Annotated in this window: 19 protein-coding genes; 11 read left to right on the top strand and 8 right to left on the bottom strand. The window is 73.5% G+C overall.

Annotation, left to right across the window (positions count from 1 at the left end; genetic code table 11):
- Positions 1–83: 83 nt before the first annotated feature.
- The gene (locus tag ACZ6ZN_RS01235) at positions 84–1,784 is read right to left on the bottom strand and encodes a VanW family protein (RefSeq protein ID WP_469642170.1); all 1,701 of its coding nucleotides are present in this window, start codon (positions 1,782–1,784) and stop codon (positions 84–86) included.
- A 218-nt stretch (positions 1,785–2,002) separates the two neighbouring features.
- Here ACZ6ZN_RS01235 and ACZ6ZN_RS01230 point away from each other — a divergent pair, with 218 nt between their 5' ends.
- The 3 genes from ACZ6ZN_RS01230 (at position 2,003) to ACZ6ZN_RS01220 (ending at position 5,173) form a co-directional block, all read left to right on the top strand.
- Complete coding sequence (locus tag ACZ6ZN_RS01230) at positions 2,003–3,268, top strand: glycosyltransferase family 4 protein (RefSeq protein WP_469642168.1); 1,266 nt, start codon at positions 2,003–2,005, stop codon at positions 3,266–3,268.
- 158 nt (positions 3,269–3,426) lie between these two features.
- A complete protein-coding gene (locus ACZ6ZN_RS01225; protein ID WP_469642167.1) occupies positions 3,427–4,335 on the top strand; it encodes a transferase in 909 nt (302 codons plus the stop codon).
- Between the two features lie 178 nt (positions 4,336–4,513).
- Positions 4,514–5,173, top strand: a complete 660-nt coding sequence (locus ACZ6ZN_RS01220; protein WP_451876373.1) for a YceI family protein — start codon at positions 4,514–4,516, stop codon at positions 5,171–5,173.
- A 44-nt stretch (positions 5,174–5,217) separates the two neighbouring features.
- On the opposite strand, the gene ACZ6ZN_RS01215 is transcribed toward ACZ6ZN_RS01220, so the two are convergent.
- The 4 genes from ACZ6ZN_RS01215 to ACZ6ZN_RS01200 form a co-directional block, all read right to left on the bottom strand.
- The gene (locus tag ACZ6ZN_RS01215) at positions 5,218–5,715 is read right to left on the bottom strand and encodes a molybdenum cofactor biosysynthesis protein (protein WP_451876372.1); all 498 of its coding nucleotides are present in this window, start codon (positions 5,713–5,715) and stop codon (positions 5,218–5,220) included.
- Between the two features lie 50 nt (positions 5,716–5,765).
- Positions 5,766–6,779, bottom strand: a complete 1,014-nt coding sequence (locus ACZ6ZN_RS01210) for an MASE1 domain-containing protein (RefSeq protein WP_469642164.1) — start codon at positions 6,777–6,779, stop codon at positions 5,766–5,768.
- 51 nt (positions 6,780–6,830) lie between these two features.
- Positions 6,831–7,661 carry a PP2C family protein-serine/threonine phosphatase gene (locus ACZ6ZN_RS01205; protein WP_469642162.1) on the bottom strand — a complete coding sequence of 277 codons (831 nt, stop codon included), beginning with the start codon at positions 7,659–7,661 and terminating at the stop codon, positions 6,831–6,833.
- Between the two features lie 79 nt (positions 7,662–7,740).
- Positions 7,741–8,583 carry a DUF817 domain-containing protein gene (locus ACZ6ZN_RS01200; RefSeq protein ID WP_469642160.1) on the bottom strand — a complete coding sequence of 281 codons (843 nt, stop codon included), beginning with the start codon at positions 8,581–8,583 and terminating at the stop codon, positions 7,741–7,743.
- Between the two features lie 231 nt (positions 8,584–8,814).
- Between ACZ6ZN_RS01200 and ACZ6ZN_RS01195 the strand changes: the two genes are divergently transcribed.
- Positions 8,815–9,450 (top strand): DUF998 domain-containing protein, encoded by a 636-nt coding sequence (locus ACZ6ZN_RS01195; protein ID WP_469642158.1) that lies wholly within the window; start codon positions 8,815–8,817, stop codon positions 9,448–9,450.
- A 121-nt stretch (positions 9,451–9,571) separates the two neighbouring features.
- Positions 9,572–10,777: a glycoside hydrolase family 64 protein gene (locus ACZ6ZN_RS01190; RefSeq protein WP_469642156.1), complete on the top strand. Its 1,206-nt coding sequence runs from the start codon at positions 9,572–9,574 to the stop codon at positions 10,775–10,777.
- 119 nt (positions 10,778–10,896) lie between these two features.
- Here the strand turns inward: ACZ6ZN_RS01190 and ACZ6ZN_RS01185 are convergent, their stop codons facing one another.
- On the bottom strand, positions 10,897–11,895 hold the full coding sequence (locus ACZ6ZN_RS01185) for a helix-turn-helix domain-containing protein (RefSeq protein WP_469642154.1): 999 nt from the start codon (positions 11,893–11,895) through the stop codon (positions 10,897–10,899).
- Between the two features lie 108 nt (positions 11,896–12,003).
- Here ACZ6ZN_RS01185 and ACZ6ZN_RS01180 point away from each other — a divergent pair, with 108 nt between their 5' ends.
- Complete coding sequence (locus ACZ6ZN_RS01180; protein WP_469642152.1) at positions 12,004–13,032, top strand: saccharopine dehydrogenase family protein; 1,029 nt, start codon at positions 12,004–12,006, stop codon at positions 13,030–13,032.
- A gap of 30 nt (positions 13,033–13,062) precedes the next feature.
- On the opposite strand, the gene ACZ6ZN_RS01175 is transcribed toward ACZ6ZN_RS01180, so the two are convergent.
- Entirely contained in the window at positions 13,063–13,464 is a 402-nt protein-coding gene (locus ACZ6ZN_RS01175) for an STAS domain-containing protein (RefSeq protein WP_469642150.1), read from the bottom strand.
- A gap of 106 nt (positions 13,465–13,570) precedes the next feature.
- Complete coding sequence (locus ACZ6ZN_RS01170; RefSeq protein ID WP_469642148.1) at positions 13,571–14,017, bottom strand: ATP-binding protein; 447 nt, start codon at positions 14,015–14,017, stop codon at positions 13,571–13,573.
- A gap of 496 nt (positions 14,018–14,513) precedes the next feature.
- Here ACZ6ZN_RS01170 and ACZ6ZN_RS01165 point away from each other — a divergent pair, with 496 nt between their 5' ends.
- From ACZ6ZN_RS01165 to ACZ6ZN_RS01145, 5 genes are all read left to right on the top strand, one after another.
- Positions 14,514–18,680 carry a SpoIIE family protein phosphatase gene (locus tag ACZ6ZN_RS01165; protein ID WP_469642146.1) on the top strand — a complete coding sequence of 1,389 codons (4,167 nt, stop codon included), beginning with the start codon at positions 14,514–14,516 and terminating at the stop codon, positions 18,678–18,680.
- Positions 18,680–18,988: an STAS domain-containing protein gene (locus ACZ6ZN_RS01160; protein WP_469642144.1), complete on the top strand. Its 309-nt coding sequence runs from the start codon at positions 18,680–18,682 to the stop codon at positions 18,986–18,988. The genes ACZ6ZN_RS01165 and ACZ6ZN_RS01160 overlap by 1 nt, the downstream gene beginning before the upstream one ends.
- 106 nt (positions 18,989–19,094) lie before the next feature.
- On the top strand, positions 19,095–19,514 hold the full coding sequence (locus tag ACZ6ZN_RS01155) for an STAS domain-containing protein (RefSeq protein WP_469642142.1): 420 nt from the start codon (positions 19,095–19,097) through the stop codon (positions 19,512–19,514).
- 147 nt (positions 19,515–19,661) lie between these two features.
- On the top strand, positions 19,662–20,540 hold the full coding sequence (locus ACZ6ZN_RS01150; protein ID WP_469642140.1) for an MEDS domain-containing protein: 879 nt from the start codon (positions 19,662–19,664) through the stop codon (positions 20,538–20,540).
- A complete protein-coding gene (locus ACZ6ZN_RS01145) occupies positions 20,537–21,484 on the top strand; it encodes an anti-sigma factor RsbA family regulatory protein (protein WP_469642138.1) in 948 nt (315 codons plus the stop codon). The genes ACZ6ZN_RS01150 and ACZ6ZN_RS01145 overlap by 4 nt, the downstream gene beginning before the upstream one ends.
- The last annotated feature ends 157 nt before the right edge of the window (positions 21,485–21,641 follow it).

Below are 21,641 nucleotides of genomic sequence, written 5' to 3'. Positions count from 1 at the left end.
CTGGCGGCAGGGAGACGGGTCAACGCCCGGTGCCGAACGGCCGGTTCACCGGCGGGTGGTGGCCCCCGGGCGGGCCGAGGGGGTCACTCGCACACGATCTCGTCGCGCGGTGTGTAGTGGGTGCGGTACGGCTCCCGGCGCACTTCCCGGCCGCCGTCGTGGAAGACGCGCTCCACCGTGACGTCGAACCCCTCGAGCGGGGTCTGCGGTACGCACTCCTTGTCGTGGCTGACGTGCTTGCCCGGCTTCTTCACCGCGGTGCGCGGGCCCGTGACCGACGTGATCTCGTCGTACTTGCGGGTGCCGAGGAAATTGACGGTCACGGACGTGTCCGTCGACTCGGCCTGGATGTAGAGGGCCTTGCCGGAGTCGTTGGTGAACCGCAGGTCCAGGCTGCCCCAGGCGACGGTCGCCTCGCGGCCCTCCGGGTAGCGCTCGATGTAGAACGAGTGCGCGCCGTGCTCCACCGGCTTGACCCCGGCGAAGAACAGCGCGTTGTAGAGCGTCGTCGCCACGGACGACACACCGCCGCCGGACGCCTTGGTGTACTTGTCGTTCAGGATGATGATCCCGTCGACGAATCCGTTGGCCTCGGTGCGTTCCCCGACCGTCCGGTTGAAGCTCCAGGTCTCGCCGGGCCTGACGAGCGAGCCGTTGATCAGTTCCACGGCCCGGCCGATGTTCCTGGTGCGGTACTCGGCCGGTTCGAAGTCGACCGTGAAGGAGGACATCGTCTGCGTCAGTCCCAGCTGCGCGGCGTTCTCGCGGGTCACCTCGGGCCGGGTCGTGCGGACCTCCACGGTGCCCGCGCGGCCGTCGCCCTTCGCGGTGAGCAGCGGCAGCACCGCCTTGCCCAGGGCCTCGCCGGTGACCTCGTGACCGAGCGTGGCGTCCTTGGCGATCACGGCCTTGTCGCCGTCGGCGCGCAGCTCGGCGTCGGCGGCGGTCGTGGTGATCCGGTCCAGCGGCCGGTCCACGGCGGGATCCTCCCGCAGGCCCTTCTCGTCGAGCCGGGGGTGCAGCCGGCCCCTGTCGTCCGGCCGCATGGTCAGGTGGGCGCCCAGGACCTCCCGGGGCACCGTGAAGCGCTCGCCGGCCGCGGTGAGCGTGACGGGCGCCGACACGGCGGGCTCCGCGAAGGCGCGTACCGCCCGGCGCACCTCGCCGGCCGTGACCGCGGGCCGGGTCTCCCGGACGGGCAGAGCAGTGGGGGAGCGGAGGTCCTGCCGCACGAAGGCCGCGCGCAGGGCACCGACCGCCGCGTCGACGTCGAGGGCGTATCCGGTGCGTGGCGTGGTCTGCTCGACCCGACCGCCGTCGAACCCGACGGCCCCGTCGTGGACCTTCTGGTCCAGGCGCTTCGCAATCCCGCCGAGCGCCGCCCGGGCCTTGCCCTCGTCCACGCGCACCACCGGTTCGACGGTGCCGCCCGAGCGGAAGAGCCCCCGGAAGACGCTGACCGGATCGGTGCCGCTGCGGGAGGCCCGGTCGACGGTCCCCTGGATGTCCCAGGAGAGTCCCGCGCGCTCCGGATCGACCGTCCCCGTCCGCTCGCCGACCTTCACGGGCAGGTCCCGGGCAGCGGGCGCGCCCAGGTCCCGTTCGAGCTTGCGCACCGCCTCCGCGCGGCTCAGACCGCCGATCTCCACACCGCGCACCGTCGTGCCCGAGTCGATCTCCCCGCCCGTGACCGCCAGCCCGGCCAGATACAGACCGCCGATGCCCAGGGCCAGCGTGCCCCCGGCCAGGGCGACGGACGGGACGGAGGCTATTCGAGGGCGCATGGGTCTCCAGACGATCGGTACGAGGGCGCACCCGGTGACGCGACGCTGCTGCGGGCAAACGAGTCAAACCTACCCACACACCTCCGGTGGAACGGTATGGCGTAGACCACTTATGTCCGAGATCATTCCGAAACGGCCCCTGGCCGGGAGGCGGGCTGTCCGGCCACAGACTGGTAACGGCAAACAACTGTCCGGTAGTTGCTGCCGTCTAGCTCGGCATGAAGATCTCATTCCTGATCCACAACGCCTATGGGATCGGAGGGACGATCACCACCACGTTCAACCTGGCCGCGGCGCTGGCCGAGCGGCACGAGGTGGAGGTGGTCTCCGCGCTGCGCCACCGGGAACGCCCCCTGCTGACCCCCCACCCGGCCGTCCGGCTGCGGGCCCTGGTCGACCTGCGCACCGAGGCGGATCATCCGCAGCACCGCAAGCCGGCACGGGTGTACCCGGCCGCCGAGTACCGCCACGGCCAGTACAGCGAACTCACCGACCAGCGCATCGGCGAGCACCTCCGGACGCTCGACGCCGACGTCGTCATCGGCACCCGCCCGGGGCTCAACGTGCACATCGCCCGGCAGGCACCCCGGCACGTCCTGCGCGTCGGCCAGGAGCACCTCACCCTGGACAACCACTCGCCGCGGCTGCGCACCGCCCTGCGGCGCGCCTATCGCGGGCTCGACGTGATCACCACCGTCACAGAGGCGGACGCCGCCGCCTACCGGCGCAAGATGTGGCTGCCCGGCGTCCACGTGGAGGCACTGCCGAACAGCGTCCCCGACCCCGTCCTGCCGCCGGCCGACGGCACGGCCCGCATCGTGGTCGCCGCCGGCCGGCTGGTCCCGGTCAAGCGCTACGACCTGCTCATCGAGGCATTCGCCCAGGTGGCGGCGGTGCACCCGGACTGGCAGCTGCGCATCTACGGCAAGGGCGAGGAGCAGCCCCGGCTGCGCGCACTCATCGAGCGGCTCGGGCTGTGGAACAACGTGTTCCTGATGGGGGCCGCCACGCCCATGGAGGCCGAGTGGGCCAAGGCGTCCATCGGGGCCGCCGCCTCGAACTTCGAGCCGTTCGGCATGACCATCGTCGAGGCCATGCGCTGCGGACTGCCAGTCGTCAGCACCGACTGCCCGTACGGGCCCGGCGAGATCATCGCGGACGGAGCCGACGGCCGCCTGGTCCCGGTCGGCGACCGCGACGCCCTGGCCGCCGCGCTGCTGGAGCTCGTCGGCGACGACGAGCGGCGCCGCCGCATGAGCCGCACCGCACTGGAGAACTCCCGCCGCTTCGCCCCCGGCCCCGTCGTCGCCCAGGCCGAGCGCCTGCTGGAGAACGCCGCCGCGGCGAGAAGGGCGGCGGGGCGGTCCGCACGACCGCGCCGGCCGGCGGGCAGCGCCCTGACCGGACGCGCGCACGCGGCCCGCGACGCGGCCCGCACCGCCGCGTCGGGCGTCCTGCGCGCGCTCCGGAAGGGCCGCCGATGAGCACGACGGCACCCGGAGGACGTACCGGACGGGGAGCGCGCGCATGTGCGGCGGGGGCGACAGCCCCGGCGGGCGCAACCCGCACCGCGGAAACGAAGGGCGAGGCGGGCGAGACGCCCCTGGCAGGCGCGAGCGGCGCCGTCGACGGGGCGGACGCGGTGGACACGGCAGGGACGACGAGCGGGGCGGGCATGGCGGGCATGGCGGGCAGGACCGGGGCAGTGGACGAGGCGGTCGCGACGGCGGGGGAGAGCGGGCAGCAGGAGTACGAGACGCGGGCCGACTGCACCGTGGACCCGGACGGAAGGATCACCTTCCGTCTCCCGCCGGTCCCGGCCCCCCACCCCCGGCTCCTGCTCCGGCCGCGCCCCAAGAAGGGGCGGCCCGGGACCGACAGCCGCCTCCTCGACCTGGAGGCCGAGCGGCCCGACGGCCCCTTGAGCGCGGTGCTCCCGCCCCACCCGGCCCTCGCCGAGGGACGCTGGGACACCTACCTGATCCCCGGGCCCGACACCGAACCGGTGCGGCTGCGCCCCGGCCTGCGCGATCTGCGCGCCCTGGTGGACGGCCACCTCCGCGACCGCACCTCGCCCGTCGCCGTCCGCATCCCCTACGCGACCAAGGACGGCTTCCTGGCCCTCAGGACGTGGCTGCGCACCGTCCACGCGGAGGCCGGGACGGTGGATGTCACCGATCGGGACGTCACGGTCGCGGTCCGGCTGCACGGCGCGCGGCTCGCCGAGGACGCCCTCGTGGAACTGCGCCTGCGCGGCACCGGCACGGTGCACACCCTCCGCCCCCGGGTCGACGAGGACGGCAAGGACTTGTCGTTCACCGCCGGCCGGGACGCGACGGCCGACGTGAGCGGGGGAGCGGACCAGGTCTGGGACGCCTTCGTACGGCCCACGGCCGGCGCCGCCGCGGTCAGGGTCGCCCGGCTGCTCGACGACATCGCCGACCGCAAGCACGTGCACGTCTACCCGGAGATCCGCTCCGAGGGCTCCACCCTGCGCCCCTACTACACGGTCGACAACGACTTCTCGATCTCGGTGTCGCGGGAATCATGACATGCCCGAAATAAAATTCCCTGGCGTTTTCCATGGGTTTTTCGTTCCCGCGCGGCAACGGTCATGTGTGGGTTCTGTGCAAAGGCTTCGGAGAAATGCAGGTGCGGGCGCGTGGGCAACACCGCTGAATCATCAGGGGACTTGCGGTCATAACCAAACTCACGTACCTAGATGAATCATGAACCTGTTCAACCGCGTCGTGCCGGCCCGCCGTCAGGCGCCGACCGTCCCCCCACAGCGCCCCGGCGGCGCGGCGTCCCCCACCGCCGTGCATCCGAACCCCCACCTGGCGGATCTCACCGGTGAGTGGGTCGTCGACCCCGCCCACAGCAGGATCGGCTTCTCGGTCCGGCACGCCATGGTGACGACCGTGCGCGGCTGTTTCCTGGAGTACGAAAGCCGGCTCCACTTCGACGCGGACGACCCCACCCGCTCACGTGCCGACGTCACGCTGTTCACCGCCAGCGTGGACACGGGGGTCGAGCAGCGCGACGCCCACCTGGTCGGCCGGGACTTTCTCGACGCCGCGGCGTATCCGCGGATGCGCTTCACCAGCACGTCGGTGGAACAGGCCGGTGCCGATCTCTTCCGCATGGCGGGAGAACTCACCATCCGCGGCATTTCCCGGCCGGTCGTGCTCGACATGACCTACATCGGCAAGGTCACCGACCCGTTCGGCTACGACCGGGCGGGCTTCGACGGCACCACGACCATCAACCGGTCCGACTGGGGCCTGACGTACAACAGCAGGCTCGCCGAGGGCGGCGCGATGGTGAGCGAGAAGGTGCGCCTTCAGTTCGACATCGCGGCCATCCGTACGACGCCGACCGCCGGCTGAGGCGGGAGCCGGGAGCGGGGCCGGTCCCGGCGGCTCCGCGGGCGTCAGCCGGGCTCGTCGCCCCCGGTCACGACGCGGAACGCGGCCGGGCCGACCGCGAGCGTCCCGTCGCTCAGCGGGGTGCACCGCACACCGCCCCGGCCGCGCAGGGCCCGCTGCGCCCCGGGGCCGACGGTCACGTCCATCCACGCGCAGGGCCGTGCGGGCCGCCGCACCGCGAACAGCACCGGCCCCGCGCCGCAGTCGAGGGAGATCGTCGCGCCGATGTACGCGTCGATGTCCACGCCCCGCAGCAGGACGTTGCGCCGTGTGTGCCGGAGGTCGGCGCCCTCCGGGAGGTGCTCGGCGGCCATGAGGGTCACCGCCGCGTCGCGGTGGGCGGGCCGGGCGTAGTAGCGGTCGCCCACCAGTCCCAGTCCGCGGCGCACCTCGACGCCGGTGACGCGTTCGTCGGCGGGGCCGGGGGAGGGGCCGTCCGACGGCCGCCCGGCCAGCCGGTGCGCGGGCGACACCAGCAGCTGCACCACCTCGACCCGGCTCATGCGGCCCAGCGTACGTCCCGCCTACCGGCGCGGACCGGCCCGGCCGGACGTCAGTCCTCCTGCTGCCGCCCCGAAGCGGCCTCCTCCGACCGGCCGCGGACGTCCGCCGCATCGCCCGCGGTGAGATGGCCGAGCACCTCCACCAGCTCCTGGCAGGCGCGCTCCACCGAGCGGCGGGTATGGATCTGCTCGGTGATCACCGCGGAGAGGATCAGCGCCGTGAGCGCCATCGCGCCGTTGAAGGTCTGGAGCTTGAGCATCACCTCCACCCGGTTCAGCCGTTCGAAGGGCCCCACGTGGTCGGTCGCCGCCACGGTGGCCATGACCGAGGCGAACAGCGCGCACAGCATGCTGCCCGCGAGCTGGAAGCGCAGCGCCGTCCAGATCAGCAGGGGGTAGACGAGGTAGAGCAGGCTGACCGAGCTGCGCGCGGCCACGGGCAGCAGGCAGCAGGCGACGACCGTCAGGCCCAGGGCCTCCTTCCAGCGCGACAGGGGCAGCGGCCGCCGCACCCGGGCCAGCAGGAGCAGGACCGGTGTGACGAGCAGGACGCCCATCGCGTCCCCGACCCACCAGGCCAGCCACACCGGCCAGAAGCCCGCCCACGCGAGCTGCCCCGTGGCGACCAGGACGCCCGCGCCGGTGGTCGAACTGATCAGCATGGCGGTGAACGCGCCCAGGAACACCAGGGCGAGCCCGTCCCGCAGCCGTGCGAGGTCGGTGCGGAAACCGGCCCGGCGCAGCAGCAGGTACCCCACGACGGGTGCGGCCGTGTTGCCCGCCAGGATGCCGAGCACCGACGGCGTCAGGGAGGTGAGGGACAGGATGACGAAGAAGGCCCCCAGGGCGATCCCCGGCCAGCAGCGCAGCCCGAGCAGCAGCAGGCAGGCGACCGCCACGCCGGTGGGAGGCCAGATCGGGGTGACCACCGCGCCCTCGACGACCAGTTCCCGCAGCAGGCCCAGCCGGCCCGACGCGTAGTAGCAGGCGGCGACGGCCAGCGTCTCCAGAACGACGCGGGCGGGCTTGCGCAAGTCCTGGCCACCGACCACCACAGCGACCATGAGACACCGGGGCCGCCTCCGGGGCGAGACGGGAGCGGGTGTCCTGCGGCCCTATGGCTGAGCGTCCGGCCCGTCGAGGCCCACCACCAGGACGGCGGCGTCGTCGTCGTGCCCCACGCGCTCGGCGCCCTTGATCACGGCCGCGGCCAGGGCGTCCACGTCCATGCCCGTCGCGGCCGCGTCGCCGGCGAGCCGGGCCACCCGGTCGAGCCCCTCCTCCAGGGGCATCGAGGGGCCTTCCACCACCCCGTCCGTCAGCAGCACGAACACCCCGCCGGTCGTCAGCTCGTACCGGGTCACCGGGTAGGGCACACCCGCCTGCACGCCGAGGGGAGGCCCGCCCGCGTCCTCGGCGACACCGCACGCGCCGCCGGCCCTCGCCCAGACGCACGGCAGGTGCCCCGCGCGAGCGCTCTCCACGACGCCGGCACACGGGTCGAGACGCATGAACGTGCAGGTCGCGAAGAGGTCCGAGCCCAGCGACAGGAGCAGGTCGTTGGTCCGGGCGAGCAGTTCCCCCGGCTCACCGGTGACCGAGGCCAGGGCCCGCAACCCCGCCCGCACCTGGCCCATGAACGCGGCCGCCTCGATGTTGTGGCCCTGCACGTCCCCGATGGTCAGGCCGATGCGGCCGTCGGCGAGGGTGAACGCGTCGTACCAGTCGCCGCCCACGTTCAGTCCGTGGCAGGCGGGCGTGTAGCGCACCGCCAGGCGCAGCCGCCGGACGCTGGGCAGGTCCCGGGGGAGCATGCCGCGTTGCAGCGCGATCGCCAGCTCCACCTGCGACCGCTGCACCTCGGCCTGGGCGCGGGCCTGGGCCGTCAGGGCGCCGAGCCGGACCAGCAGCTCGTCGCCGTCGTCGGTCGTGCCGGTGCGGAACATGGATCACTCCGGCAAAGAGGGCCACCGTCGGGGACGGCCCCGGGGTCGAATCACCCTATTGGCGTCCATAGGATGATACTCAGTCCGGGGTGGCCGGACGACTCCACGCCTCCGCCCGACGCCGACCGGGGTCCCCGTCGCCCTGCCCGGTCCGCCGCCCCACCGCCGCCAGCACGAACGTCACGCTGATCAGCAGCGCCCAGGCGCCGAACTTCTCCACGCCCACCGGCTCCCAGCCGTGCTGCTGGTAGGGGTAGCGCCAGGCCCCCACCAGGGTGGCGAGGTTCTCCGCCACCCACAGGAAGAAGCCGATCAGCACGAACGACAGTGCGAGCGGCATCCGCCACCGCACGCCCCGGACCGTGAAGCGCACCGAGGTGCCCAGGGTGACGGCGAGCAGCAGCGCGGCCAGCGCCCAGCGCACGTCCGGCAGCCAGTGGTGGCTGAAGAAGTTGACGTAGATGCCCAGCGCCACGACGGCCGTCGCCCGCGGGCGGTAGCGCACCAGCTCCAGGTCGAACAGGTGCCAGGCTCGGCACAGGTAGCTGCCGACGGCCGCGTACAGGAACCCGCCGTACAGCGGCACCCCGGCGAACTTCAACACCGCCGGCTCGGGATAGCTCCACGACCCGAGGGACACCTTCACCAGCTCGAAGGCCAGCCCGATGGCGTGGCAGGCCGCGATGACGGCGATGTCCCGGCCGGACTCCCACCCGCGCGCCCAGAACACCAGCGTGAGCAGCACCCCGTAGACCACGAGCAGGTCGTAGCGGGCCACGGGCAGGTCGGGCAGCAGCGTGGACGCCGCCACGCCCGACAGCAGGGCGATGGCGAACGCGCAGGCACGCGTCTGCGTCCAGGCGAAGTCGAGCAACTGGCGGACCGGTGCGGCCGGCAGGCCGGTGGTGCTTGCGGGGATCATGGTGCCCAGTAGGACGGTCCTCGGCGCCCGCCGGTTGCAGCCGCCTCACGGGCCCGTGGGGGCGTGCAGGATCAGGCGGAGCACCGCGGCCGGAACCCCGGCCGCCGGGGACGTGGGAAGCCAGGCGGCGCCGACGCGTCCGCGCGGGGGAGCGGGCCGCGACTACGCCAGGCGGGGCGGCCCGCGCAGCGGGAACCCGGCGTCCCGCGTCGGCCGCCCTACGGTGGCCTGGTGCGATCCGTTCCTCTGTGGGCCCTGCTCTCCTCGGCGTGCGCGCCCGTCGTCCTGATCCTGGGCTGGCTGGTGACGGCGTCCCTCCAGGGCTCCACGTACGACCCGGTCGCCCAGACCATCAGCGTCCTGGCGGCGCCCGGGACAACGGGCTCCTGGGTCATGACGGCGGCGTTCGTCGCGCTGGGCGTCTGCCACCTGCTCACCGCGTGGGGGCTGCGGCCCGCTGCCGCCGCCGGGCGGATCGCCCTCGCGGGCGGTGGTGTCGCGGCCCTCGCGGTGGCCCTCTTCCCGGCGCCGAGCAGCGGGGGGTCCCTGCGCCACGGTTCGGTGGCCGTGGCCGGGTTCGTCCTCCTGGCCGCGTGGCCCGTCCTGGCCGCCCGCTCCGGCCGGGGCGCCCCCTGGGCCCTGCGACCGGTCCCGTCCCTCGGTGCGACGGTGGTGATGGCGCTGGGGGCGGGCTGGTTCCTGCTCGAGCTCCATCTCCAGGGCGCCATGGGGGTGGCCGAACGCGCCGTCACCACCCTGCAGTCGGTCTGGCCCTTCGTGGTCGTCCTGTCCTGCGTCCGCCCGGCGGTCCGGCCCCGCGACCGACGCGCCGGCGCAGATGCGGAGCGTCACCTGGGTTCCCGCTGACACGGCGTCGGTGGAATCACCGCGTCCAAGTGATTGACAGGTACGTACCAAGGCGCGACCCTCGGCTTTGAGAGCGCTCTCAACCCTCCCGGATCAGCCATCCGCCGAACGGAGGCAGAGCATGCCATGGACACTCCGACGACGGGCAGCCGCCCTCGCGCTGACGCTCAGCACGGTGCTCGCCGGCTCGGTGCTCGCGACCGGTGCGAGCACCCCCGCCCATGCGGCCGTCCCGGCCACCATCCCCCTGAAGATCACCAACAACTCGGCCCGCGGTGAGCAGGTGTACATCTACAACCTGGGCACCGAACTGTCGACCGGCCGGCAGGGCTGGGCCGACGCGAACGGCACCTTCCATCCCTGGCCCGCGGGCGGGAACCCCCCGACCCCGGCCCCCGACGCCTCGATCCCCGGCCCCGCGGCAGGCCAGTCGACGACGATCCGCATGCCGAAGTTCTCCGGCCGCGTCTACTTCTCCTACGGCCAGAAGCTCGTCTTCAAGCTCACCACCGGCGGACTGGTCCAGCCCGCCGTCCAGAACCCGACCGACCCCAACCGCAACATCCTGTTCAACTGGTCGGAGTACACGCTCAACGACGCCGGCCTGTGGATCAACAGCACCCAGGTCGACATGTTCTCGGCGCCGTACGCGGTGGGCGTGCAGCGGGCCGACGGCAGCACCGCCACCACGGGCCGGCTCAAGCCCGGTGGCTACACCGGGTTCTTCAACGCCCTGCGGGGCCAGCCCGGAGGCTGGGCCAACCTGATCCAGACCCGCTCCGACGGCACCGTCCTGCGCGCCCTCTCCCCGCTGTACGGCCTGGAGACCGGGGCGCTGCCCGCCTCCGTCATGGACGACTACATCAACCGCGTCTGGCAGAAGTACTCCACGTCGACCCTCACGGTCACCCCCTTCGCCGACCAGCCGGGCACCAAGTACTACGGCCGGGTCTCCGGCGGCGTCATGAACTTCACCAACGGCGCGGGGACGGTGGTCACCAGCTTCCAGAAGCCCGACGCCTCCTCGGTCTTCGGCTGCCACAGGCGACTCGACGCCCCCAACGACCAGGTCCGCGGACCGATCTCCCGCACCCTCTGCGCCGGCTTCAACCGCTCCACCCTGCTGGTCAACCCCAACCAGCCCGACGCCGACGCCGCGAACTTCTACAAGGACGGCGTCACCAACCACTACGCCCGCAAGATCCACGCCCAGACGGCCGACGGCAAGGCGTACGCGTTCGCCTTCGACGACGTGGGACACCACGAGTCCCTGGTCCACGACGGCAGTCCGCGTCAGGCCTACCTCACCCTCGACCCCTTCAGCTGACCCGTGGGTGCGGCGTGCGCCCCACTCCCGCCGCACCCCGTACGGCACCCACCTCCCTCCCCGGCGCCACCGGCACCGCGCGACCCGTTCGCGCGGTGCCGGCGACCGCCCCGGGCAGGTCAGCGGGAAGGGCCGGATCCGCCCGAACCGCCGGCTCCGACGGTCTCGCCGAGCGAGCCGGCGCGGGCCCGGAACGTGCGGCGGTAGGCGTCGGGCGGTACCCCCACCGTGCGGTGGAAGTGCCGGCGCAGGGTCGTGGCCGTACCCATGCCGGTGGCCGTGGCCACCGCGTCGACGGTGTGGTCCGTGGTCTCCAGCAACTCCTGCGCACGGCGGATGCGCTGGGTGAGCAGCCAGCGCAGCGGGGTGGTGCCCGTCACCGACCGGAAGTGGCGGCCCAGGTTGCGCGCGCTCATGCCGGCCCGGCGGGCCATGTCCTCCACCGTGATCGGCCGGTCCAGCCGCTGGAGCGCCCAGGGAAGGACCTCGGACAGCGGGTGGCTGCCCGGCTCGGGCACCGGAGTGGTCACGAACTGCGCCTGTCCGCCGTCGCGGTGCGGCGGGACGACCAGACGGCGGGCGAGCGTGTTGGCCACCGCCGCACCGTGGTCCAGCCGCACCAGGTGCAGGCACAGGTCCATCGCGGCGGCCTTGCCCGCGGAGGTCAGCACCCTGCCCTCGTCCACGTACAGCACGTCCGGGTCCACCTTCACCAGCGGGTGCCGCGCGGCGAGTTCCCGCGTGTGCGCCCAGTGCGTGGTCGCACGCCGGCCGTCCAGCAGCCCCGCCGCGGCCAGGACGAAGGCGCCCGTGCACAGGGAGGCGATCCGCGCCCCCGCCTCGTGGGCCGCGCGCACCGCGTCGACCAGATCGGCCGGCGGCTTCCGGTCGATGTCCGCCCAGCCCGGAACGATCACCGTGTCGGCGCGCGCCAGCCGGTCGAACCCGTCGTCGGGCTCCAGGCGGAAGCGACCGGCCCGCACGGCCTGCGGACCGCAGATCCGCAGCCGGTACCACGAGGCGTCGGCGTCGGTACCGGCCCCGCCGAAGACCTCGCAGGCCAGCGCCAGTTCGAAGTGCAGCATGCCGTCGGTGACGGCCAGCGCGACGGTGGTCATGTCCGAAAGTGTAGGGGGAGTGGCGTTCCGGACAGTCGTGGCGAGCGCCGGCCGCCGCCAGGATGTCCGGGACGGATCACCGCGGAGCACAAAAGCGCAGGGGGAACCATGGCAGTGGGTCGGACGGCAGCGGTGTTCGGGGCCTACGGGCACACCGGACGGTTCGTGGTCGCGGAGCTGGCGCGGCGCGGGTTCGTCCCCGTCCTGTCCGGCCGGGACGCGGACAAGCTCACGGCGATGGCGTGGGAGACGGGAGGGGAGGCCCGCCCGGCGTCGGTGACGGACCGGGCGTCGCTCGACCGGGCCCTGGCCGGCACGGCGGCGGTGATCAACTGCGCGGGCCCGTTCGCCGTGACCGCCGGCCCCGTGGTGGAGGCGGCACTGCGCGCCGGCATCCCGTACCTGGACGTCGCCGCCGAGATCGAGGCCAACGCCGACACCTTCACCCGGTTCGCCGGGCGTGCGCGGCAGGCCGAGGCGGTGGTCGTCCCGGCGATGGCCTTCTTCGGTGGACTCGGCGACCTGCTGGCCACCGCGGCCATGGGGGACTGGACCGCGGCCGACGAGGCGCACATCGCGTACGGGCTCAGCAGCTGGCACCCCACCGCGGGGACGCGCACCTCGGGCGCGGTCTCGCGGGAGCGGCGGGACGGACGGCGGGTCCGCTTCGCGCAGGGACGCCTGGAGTACCGCGAGGACACCCCGCCTACTCTGGAGTGGGACTTCCCGGGCCCCTTGGGCCGCTGCCCGGTGATCGGGGAGTTCACCATGGCCGACGTCGTCACGATCCCCAGTCACCTGGCGGTCCCGGACGTGTGCACGTACATGACGGTGGAGGCGGCCCGGGACCTCGCGGCCCCGGACACCCCGGCACCGGCGGCCGTCGACGGGAGCGGCCGGTCCGACCAGACGTTCGTCGTGGACGTGGTCGTGCGCTCGGGCGGCGCCGAGCGGCGGGCCGTGGCCCGCGGACGGGACATCTACGCCGTCACCGCTCCGCTGGTGGTGGAGGCGCTCGAGAGGGTGCTCACCGGACGGGCCCGCGCCGTCGGCGTGGTGTCCGCCGGCCAGGCGTTCGACGCGCCGGACTTCCTGCGCGCGCTGTCGCCGCACGTCACCGTGGAGCCGCGTCCGTGACGCGCGGCCGCCCCCTGGCGGCCGGCCGGTTCAGGCCGTCTCGATGCCGAGGTCCGCCGCTGCCTCCCGGCGGGGGCTTCGGGTCATGCTCCGGAAGCGGCGGGCGCGGGAGACGGCTTCCGGCAGGGTCGGCGCGACCGGCATGACACCGGTCAGCCCGAGCGTCTGAAGACGCCACCGCAGGTGCTCGTCCGGCACGGCCACGAGCAGCGCGCCCCCGGCCGCCTCCAGCCGCTGCCAGAACGCCAGCAGGACGGTGATGCCGGTGGAGTCGATGTAGTCCACGGGCGTGGTGTCCAGGACCAGGTAGCGGCAGCCATCGTCGAGCAGTTCCTCGCCCGCGGCGCGGACATCGGCACTGGTGAAGAAGTCGACGTCCTCGGGCAGCGCCGCGACGGCCAGATCCTCCTCGCGGCTGATCAGCGTCAGCACGATCGTCCCTCCTCCTCGTGCTCGGTCCATGGCTCCCCGGCCCAGGGTCGCCCGTGTCGGTCGTACGTCGGTCGTACGTCGGTCGAGACTATGCGAGAAACTCCGGTCAGAACGCCGGCTGCGGCCCGTGGCCCCCCGGCGCCGGGGGAAGGCCCAGCTCGGCCATCACCTGTTTGCCGCCCTCGACGGTGATGGTACGGAACTGCTCGCACAGGCGGGTGATGAGGTGGAGTCCGTGACCGCCCACGCGCCTGGGGTCGGGGAGGCGCGGTGTGGGCGCCTCGGACGAGCTGTCGCGGACGGTGATCCGCAGCCGGCCGGGCGAGAGCACCTCGAGGAGGAGACCGCCGGGTCCCGGCGCGTGACGCAGGGCGTTGGTGACGAGCTCGCTGACGACGATCTCGGCGTCCTGGCTGATCCGGGGGTCGCGGTGGTGACCGGCCCGCGCCAGCAGACCGCGTACCGCGTTGCGTGCGTCGGCTATGGATGTTCCCTCGGAGCCCCAGACGGCGCCGAAGCGCGGGGGCGTCACCGGGGTGCGAGCATCCGTCACGTGATTCCTCGGCGGAATGACCATGGGGGGTTCCTGTGCGGTGAGGCTGCCTTCGATCACTGATCGTTTCTGTCGGACGGTTTCCGCTTACCCACTGTGGCCGCATTCATGAGGGGGACCGCCGCATTCATGATGGGGACCGCCGCGCGAGGTCACCGGCGGCCGGACCGGAGCGGGTGCGGACCGCCCGGGCGCACCCGTGCCCGGCAGTCCGCACGAAAGACACGCCCGCCGGCAGTAGGCTGATCGGCAACTGCTCGACACCGACGTCACGTCCGCACCGCGACCGCGTCCGTGACCGCCCCGGGGGAGGGGCCGGCCGGGGCGGAGGGGACGCCGTCACCGCACGCAGACCGACGTGGCATGCGGCGGCGTCAGGCGGCGGTTTCGGGGCAGACAGAGGCATATGTCGCGGACCAGGGGCGTCCGCAGTGTTCGGCATGGAATGGGCGTGGAAGTGGTTCCGGAAGCGGGCGGGCATGGAGGGGGGTGTCGTGTGGAGCGCTCCGACGGGGCCGGCCACGGACCGGCGCCGGTGACGGGTGCGGGTGACGTGTTCGCCGCCGACCGCGAGGTGGGCGGCGACCTCGCCCGGGTGGACTGGGCCAACACGCCCCTCGGCCCGCCGCAGCAGTGGCCGCAGAGCCTTCAGACCGCCGTCAGCATCCTGCTGTCCTCCCGCTTCCCCATGTGGATGGCGTGGGGCGAGCAGCTGACCTTCTTCTGCAACGCGGCCTACCGGCGCGACACCCTCGGCCGCAAGTACCCCTGGGCCCTCGGCCGGCCCGCCAACGAGGTGTGGGCGGAGATCTGGGGCGACATCGGTCCCCGCATCGAGACCGTGCTGCGCACCGGCGAGGCCACCTGGGACGAAGGGCTGCTGCTGTTCCTGGAGCGCTCCGGCTACAGCGAGGAGACGTACCACACCTTCTCCTACAGCCCCCTGCGCGACGACGCCGGCGACGTCGTCGGCATGCTCTGCGTGGTCAGCGAGGACACCGAGCGGGTGATCGGCGAACGGCGCATGGCCACCCTGCGGGACCTGGGGTCCGACCCGAGCGTGATCCGCACCGAGCGGGAGGTGCTGGCCTTCGCCGACCGTCAGCTGTCCCGCAACCGCCGGGACCTGCCCTTCACGCTGACCTACCTCTTCGACGGCGACGACGCCCGGCTGAGCGGTTCGACCGGCATCGGCCCGGGGCACCCGGCGGCGCCGGCGCTCCTGCGCGCCGGCGACCCCGACGGGGTGTGGCCCGCGGGCGCACTGGCCCGGGGCGAGACGGTCCTGGTGCCGCTGACCGGTGACCACTTCGCCGACCTGCCCGCCGGCGACTGGCCCGAGCCGCCCGAGCAGGCGCTGGTCGTCCCGCTGCTCCAGCAGGGCAGCACCCCCTACGGCTTCTGCGTCGCCGCGCTCAACCGCTACCGCGAGCTCGACGACGGCTACCGCGGCTTCGTCGAGCTGACGGCGGGGCACATCGCCTCCGGCATCGGCAGCGCCCGCGGCTACCAGGCCCAGCAGCGGCGGGCCGAGGAACTCGCCGAGCTGGACCGCGCCAAGACCACCTTCTTCTCCAACATCAGCCACGAGCTCCGCACCCCGCTGACGCTGATCATGGGACCGACCGAGGAACTGCGCACCCGGCTCGCCGACGCCGACGAGCCCGTCCGCCGTGAACTGGACGTCATCCACCGCAACGGACTGCGGCTGGGCAAACTCGTCAACACGCTGCTGGACTTCTCGCGCATCGAGGCCGGCCGGATGCAGGCCCGCCACGAACCCGTCGACCTCGCCGCGGTGACGGCGGAGCTGGCCAGCGTCTTCCGCTCCGCGATGGACAAGGCCGGGCTCACCTTCGACGTGGACTGCCCTCCCCTCGACGAGCCGGTCTACATCGACCGCAGCATGTGGGAGAAGGTGGTGCTCAACCTGCTGAGCAACGCCCTGAAGTTCACCTTCGAGGGTTCGGTGGGCGTCCGGGTGCGCCGGTCGGGCGCCGAAGCCGTGGTGAGCGTGTCCGACACGGGCATCGGCGTGCCCGCCGGCGAGATGCCACGGCTGTTCGAGCGCTTCCACCGCATCGAGAACGCCCGCTCCCGCTCCAACGAGGGCAGCGGCATCGGACTGGCCCTGGTCCGGGAGCTGGTGGGCCTGCACGGCGGTTCCATCACCGCACGGAGCAGCGAGGGCGAAGGCACCACGTTCACCATCCGGCTGCCCTTCGGCACCGCCCATCTGCCGCCCGACTCCGTGGTGTCCGAGGCGAGCAGCACCGCGGCCGCCGCCACCGCCGACCCCTTCGTGCAGGAGGCCCTGCGCTGGCTGCCGGCCGGCGGCACCGCCGAGGGCATCGGCGTGCCGACCGCGGCGAACACGGCCGAGACGCAGGCGCCCGGCCCGGCCGGAAGCGCCCGGGTGCTGGTCGCCGACGACAACGCCGACATGCGCGAGTACCTCTCCCGCATCCTCGCCGGAGCCGGGTACGAGGTCCTCACCGTCACCGACGGGATCGAGGCCCTGCACGCCGTCCGCCGCGACCTCCCCGACCTCGTCGTCAGCGACGTGATGATGCCCCGGCTGGACGGCCTCGGCCTGGTGGCCCGGCTGCGCGAGGAGGCCCGCACGGCCGCGGTGCCCGTCCTGCTGCTGTCGGCGCGGGCCGGGCAGGAGGCGTCCATCGAGGGCCTGCACGCCGGTGCGGACGACTACCTCGTCAAGCCCTTCGCCGCCGCCGAACTCCTCGCCCGGGTGCGCGCCAACGTCGAACTGGCCCGGCTGCGCGGCCACCACCTGCGGTGGCGGACGGCCGTCATCGACTCGCTGCAGGAGGCGTTCTTCGTCTGCGACGAGTCCGGCGCGGTCGTGGAGATCAACTCCGCCTTCACCGACATCCTGGGCTTCGGGGCCGAGGACCTCCCGTACGCGCCGATCCACCCCTGGTGGCCCGACCCGGGCACCGACCCCGAGGCGCACCGCCGGGTGGGCGCCGCCTTCGCGAGCCTGCTGAAGGGGGAGCAGGGCTCCTCGACCGTTCCGGTCGCCCACCGTGACGGCCACCGCCTGTGGATAGCGGTCACCTGGAACAGGGCGCAGGACCCCGACACCGGACGGCAGGTCACGGTCGGCACCTTCCGCGACGTCACCGCCGAGCACTACGCCGTCCAGCGCCAGACCGCGCTCGCCGCACTGAGCACGGCCCTGTCGCAGGCCACGAGCCTGCCCGACGCGCTGTCCGGCGCCCTCGCGGAACTCCGGAACCTCTGGCGGGCGCGGAACGTCGTGGCCGCCGTGTTCGACCACGGCGACGTGCCGACCCTCACCGCGACCGACCCCGGCCTCGGCTGGGACGACCTGCCCGCCCAGCGCCAGGACCTGCTCACCGGCCTGCGGCACCTGTCACCGCTCACCCCCGTCCCGGAGGACAACGGCGCCGTCGTCCTGCTGGAGCACCCCCTCGGCCCCCTGGCCCTGTGGATCGACCTCGGCGAGCACCGGCCCTTCACCGGCGAGGACCAGCTGCTGCTCTCCCTGCTCGCCGGACACCTCGCCCAGGGCCTGGTCCGGGCGCACCAGATCGACCAGCAGCGCGAGACCGCCATCGCCCTGCAGCGCGCCATCCTGGGCCCCGCGCGGCTCCCCGACGGGTTCGCCGTGCGCTACGAACCCGCCACCCGCCCGCTGGAGGTGGGCGGCGACTGGTACGACACCGTCGCCCTGCCCGACGGGCGGATCGGCATCGTCGTCGGGGACTGCGTGGGCCGCGGCCTGGAGGCGGCCAGCGTCATGGGACAACTGCGCAGCGCCTGCCGCGCCCTGCTGCTGCGCGAGTCCGGCCCCGCCAGCACACTGATGGCGCTCGACCAGTTCGCCGCGACCGTGCCGGGCGCGCAGTGCACGACGCTGTTCTGCGGTGTCCTCAGCCCCGCCACCGGTGAGCTGACCTACTCCAGCGCCGGGCATCCGCCGGGGATCCTCGCGCACCCCGACGGCGCGATGCGGCTGCTGGACGACGGACGGTCCCTGCCGCTGGCCGTCCGCCCGGGCCGGGAGCGGCCTGAGGCGCACTGCGTCCTGCCCGCGCGCTCCACGCTGCTGCTCTACACCGACGGCCTGGTCGAACGCCGGCGCCGTTCCCTCGACGCCGGCATCGAGGCGGCCGGAGAGGCGGTGCAGGAAGGCCGCGAGGTGCCCGTCGACGACCTCGCCACCGCGCTGATGTCCCGGCTGTCACCGGCCGGCGGCTACGACGACGACGTGGCGCTGCTGCTCTACCGTCACCCGGGCCCGCTGGACCTGTCGTTCCCGGCCGAGTCCGCCCAGCTCGCCCCCGTCCGCCAGGCGCTGCGCGGCTGGCTCGACCAGTGCGACCTGCCCCCGCACGCCGTGCAGAACGTCCTCGTCGCCGCGGGGGAGGCCTGCGCCAACGCGATCGAGCACGGGCACCGCAACGCGCCGGGGGAGGCCGTGCGGCTGCGTGCCGAGGCCCTGGTGGACAGCCTGCGGCTCACGATCGCCGACAGCGGCCGGTGGAAGGTGCCCCAGCCGGAGCTCAACACCCACCGCGGGCGGGGTGTCGCCCTGATGCGGGCCATGATGCAGCGCGTCACCATCACACCCGGCCCGTCCGGCACCACCGTCGACATGCAGATGAGGATCGCCTGATGACCACCCCGCTCACCCTCATCCCGGGCCGGCGCCCCGACGGCACCCCGCGGCTCACGGTCAGCGGCGAGATCGACATGAGCAACGCCGTCTCCCTGGCCGAAGCCCTCGACGCCGGCTCGGGCCCCGTCGAGGTGGACCTGACCGCGGTGGAGTACCTCGACAGCGCCGGGCTCAACGTGCTCTTCGCCCACGCCGACCGGCTGGAGCTCGTCGTCCCCCCGCTGCTGACGCCCGTCCTCACGGTCTCCGGCCTGGCGGAACTGGTCACCGTCCACGCTCGGAACGGCGGGCCACCGCAGCCATGACCCGGGCGTGCCCGCCCCCGCCCGGCCCCGGGGAGCAGGCACCGCCCCTCCCCGCCTCACCCCGCCACGACGCCCCTCAGAAGCACCAGAGCCCCGGCCAGGAGTGATGACAGACGTGTCCGACATGCTCGACATGACCGTCCAGCACCTCAGCGACCGCAGCGCCGTCCTCGCGGTCGCCGGGGACGTGGACCTGCACACCTCGCCCACCCTGCGCGCCCACGCCCTGACCCTGGTCGGCGAGGGGGTGCGGCATCTGGTGCTGGACCTGGCCCGGGTGGACTTCGTCGACTCGACCGGTCTGAGCACCTTCATCACGCTCCTGCACGCGACGCAGCGGCGGAACGGCTCGCTCCACCTCGCCGCCGTCCCCGACCGCCTGATGCGCATGGTGACGATGACCGGCATCTCCCAGCTGCTGCCCGTCCACGCGACGGTGGACGAAGCCGTGGCCGCCGACCCCGGCGCCGGGGCTGTGACCGACGTCGCGGCCGACGCCCCTCGGGACGCGGCCACCCCCGGCTGACACCGTGACCTGCGATGCGTCCGTTTTCCGGAGTGACGCCCACGGAGGCCGGGGCCTCTCGTCCAGGGGCCCGTCTGAGGTACGCTGCCGTGTGCTGTCGGCCCGAGAAGCACGGTATCTCCACGTCTGGAAGGAGCCGGTGAACCCATGCGGGACACACGCCCGACCTCTTCCGGTGGTGAGACCGCGGCCGCCCGTCACGTCGCCGTGAGCTACTCCAGCGACGACGAGTGGGCCGGTCACCTCGTGACCTTCGTACGGGCCGGGCTCGACCGGGGCGAACAGGTGCAGTACTTCGCCGACGCCACGGACCCCGACCGCGTGACGCACGTCCTCACCGAGCACGGTGTCGACGCAGCGGGCGCCCTGCGCCGCGGACAGCTGCTGGTGACCACCGCGGGCGAGACGTACCTGGCCGGATCCGGCTTCGACCCGGACGCCATGATCGGCCTCTGGCAGCAGGCGGTGGACGGCGCGGCCGCCGAGGGCTACCGGAACCTGCGCGTCATCGGGGAGATGTCCTGGGGCACCCGGCGGATACCCGGGGCCGACCGCCTGCTCGAGTACGAGATGCGTATCCACCACGAGGTCTTCGAGCGGTTGCCCCTGACCGCGTGGTGCTTCTACGACCGGCGCCTCTTCCCCGGCGACGCGCTGGCGGCACTGGCCGCTGCGCATCTGAACTGCGCGGACGGCGCGGCCGGGGGCGTCGGCGTACCGACCCTGTCGGCGACCCCGCTGGCGGACAGGCCCGGCTTCCGCCTCTCCGGCGCCGGCGGGTACGAGAGCCGTCGTGTCGCCGCCGCGGCCGCCGCCTCCCTCGCCGCCTCGCCGGCCACCGACCTCCTGCTCGACCTGTCGGACCTGGACCACCTGGACGTGGCCGCCGTGGCCGAGATCGCCCGCGCCGCACGCGGCCGGCCCGCGACGTCGCCGGTGCGGATCCTGAACGCCCCGCCCGCCTTCCACCGCGTGCTGGAACTCTTCCCCGAGCTGGGTGCCGGTCTCGAGGAGGTCGGGGCGTGACGACGTATTCGCGACCGCCGGCCGTCCGCAGCCAGGACTCGGCGTTCCACCACCCCGCCGTCTTCTACGGCACCGACCAGGAGTACCTGAAGAGCGTCGGCGAGTTCGTCCGCCGGGAAGCCGCCCGGGGCAGGCCCGTGCTCGTCGCCGTGCCGGGCCCCCGGCTCGACCTGCTGCGCGACGCACTGGGGGACCTCGACGTCACCTGGGTCGACATGTGCCAGGCCGGCCGCAACCCGGGGCGCATCCTGTCGATGCTCCAGGAGTTCGCCGACCGGCACGCCGAGCGGCACCCCTCCGTCGTGGGCGAGCCGATCTGGGTCGGCCGCACCCCGGAGGAGGCCCGTGAGGCCACCCGTCACGAGGCGCTGATCAACCTGGCCTTCGCCGGCCGGCAGGCCACGATCCTGTGTCCCTACGACACCCGCCTGCCCGACTGGATCCTCTCGGAGGCCCACCGGACGCACCCCGTCCTCGGGGCCGCCGAGGACTGCCGCCCCAGCTCCCACTACACGGACCCGCTGGCGGTGGACCGGGACTGCGACGCACCCCTGCCCGAGCCCGCGGACCCGGTCGTCCTGCACTTCGAGGAGCAGGACCTCGGTCAGGTCCGCGACGCCGCCGCCGAGTGGGCGCAGAACGCCGGCATGACCGCGCGCCGCAGCACGGACTGGCTGCTCGCCGTGAACGAGGCCACCGGCAACTCGGTGCGGCACGGCGGCGGGCGCGGCACCCTGCGGCTGTGGCGGACCGGCGACACCCTGGTCGCCGAGACGAAGGACCGCGGCCGGCTCACCGATCCGCTGGTCGGCCGGCGCCGCCCCGACCCCTTGTCCCCGGCCGGCGGGCGCGGTGTCTGGATGATGCACCAGCTGTGCGACCTGGTGGAGATCCGCACGCCCGCCTCGGGCCTCGTCGTGCGGCTGCACCTGACCGTGGACTGAGCGCCCCGATGGCGCACTGCGTGTTACCGGCGGTCACCAGCCCCTCCGGCCCTCTCGATCTTCCTCGGACAGGCATGCCCGGGCCGTTCCGGTGCATACGACCATGGATGCGGCATGACCCATGCCGGACGAACGTGACGTCGGCTCCCCCTCGTGT

The sequence above is a fragment of the Streptomyces sp. NPDC053665 genome, assembly GCF_055585285.1.
The sequence above is the reverse complement of the archived record's forward strand: the minus strand, read 5'-3'. Positions and strand labels throughout refer to the sequence as shown.

Coding starts and splice junctions, on each gene's coding strand:
- ACZ6ZN_RS01235 (WP_469642170.1), bottom strand. CDS start 1,784: ATGCGCCCTCGAATAGCCTCCGTCCCGTCCGTCGCCCTGGCCGGGGGC.
- ACZ6ZN_RS01160 (WP_469642144.1), top strand. CDS start 18,680: ATGACCACCCCGCTCACCCTCATCCCGGGCCGGCGCCCCGACGGCACC.
- ACZ6ZN_RS01150 (WP_469642140.1), top strand. CDS start 19,662: ATGCGGGACACACGCCCGACCTCTTCCGGTGGTGAGACCGCGGCCGCC.
- ACZ6ZN_RS01230 (WP_469642168.1), top strand. CDS start 2,003: ATGAAGATCTCATTCCTGATCCACAACGCCTATGGGATCGGAGGGACG.
- ACZ6ZN_RS01155 (WP_469642142.1), top strand. CDS start 19,095: ATGACAGACGTGTCCGACATGCTCGACATGACCGTCCAGCACCTCAGC.
- ACZ6ZN_RS01180 (WP_469642152.1), top strand. CDS start 12,004: ATGGCAGTGGGTCGGACGGCAGCGGTGTTCGGGGCCTACGGGCACACC.
- ACZ6ZN_RS01200 (WP_469642160.1), bottom strand. CDS start 8,583: ATGATCCCCGCAAGCACCACCGGCCTGCCGGCCGCACCGGTCCGCCAG.
- ACZ6ZN_RS01190 (WP_469642156.1), top strand. CDS start 9,572: ATGCCATGGACACTCCGACGACGGGCAGCCGCCCTCGCGCTGACGCTC.
- ACZ6ZN_RS01205 (WP_469642162.1), bottom strand. CDS start 7,661: ATGTTCCGCACCGGCACGACCGACGACGGCGACGAGCTGCTGGTCCGG.
- ACZ6ZN_RS01220 (WP_451876373.1), top strand. CDS start 4,514: ATGAACCTGTTCAACCGCGTCGTGCCGGCCCGCCGTCAGGCGCCGACC.
- ACZ6ZN_RS01210 (WP_469642164.1), bottom strand. CDS start 6,779: ATGGTCGCTGTGGTGGTCGGTGGCCAGGACTTGCGCAAGCCCGCCCGC.
- ACZ6ZN_RS01185 (WP_469642154.1), bottom strand. CDS start 11,895: ATGACCACCGTCGCGCTGGCCGTCACCGACGGCATGCTGCACTTCGAA.
- ACZ6ZN_RS01215 (WP_451876372.1), bottom strand. CDS start 5,715: ATGAGCCGGGTCGAGGTGGTGCAGCTGCTGGTGTCGCCCGCGCACCGG.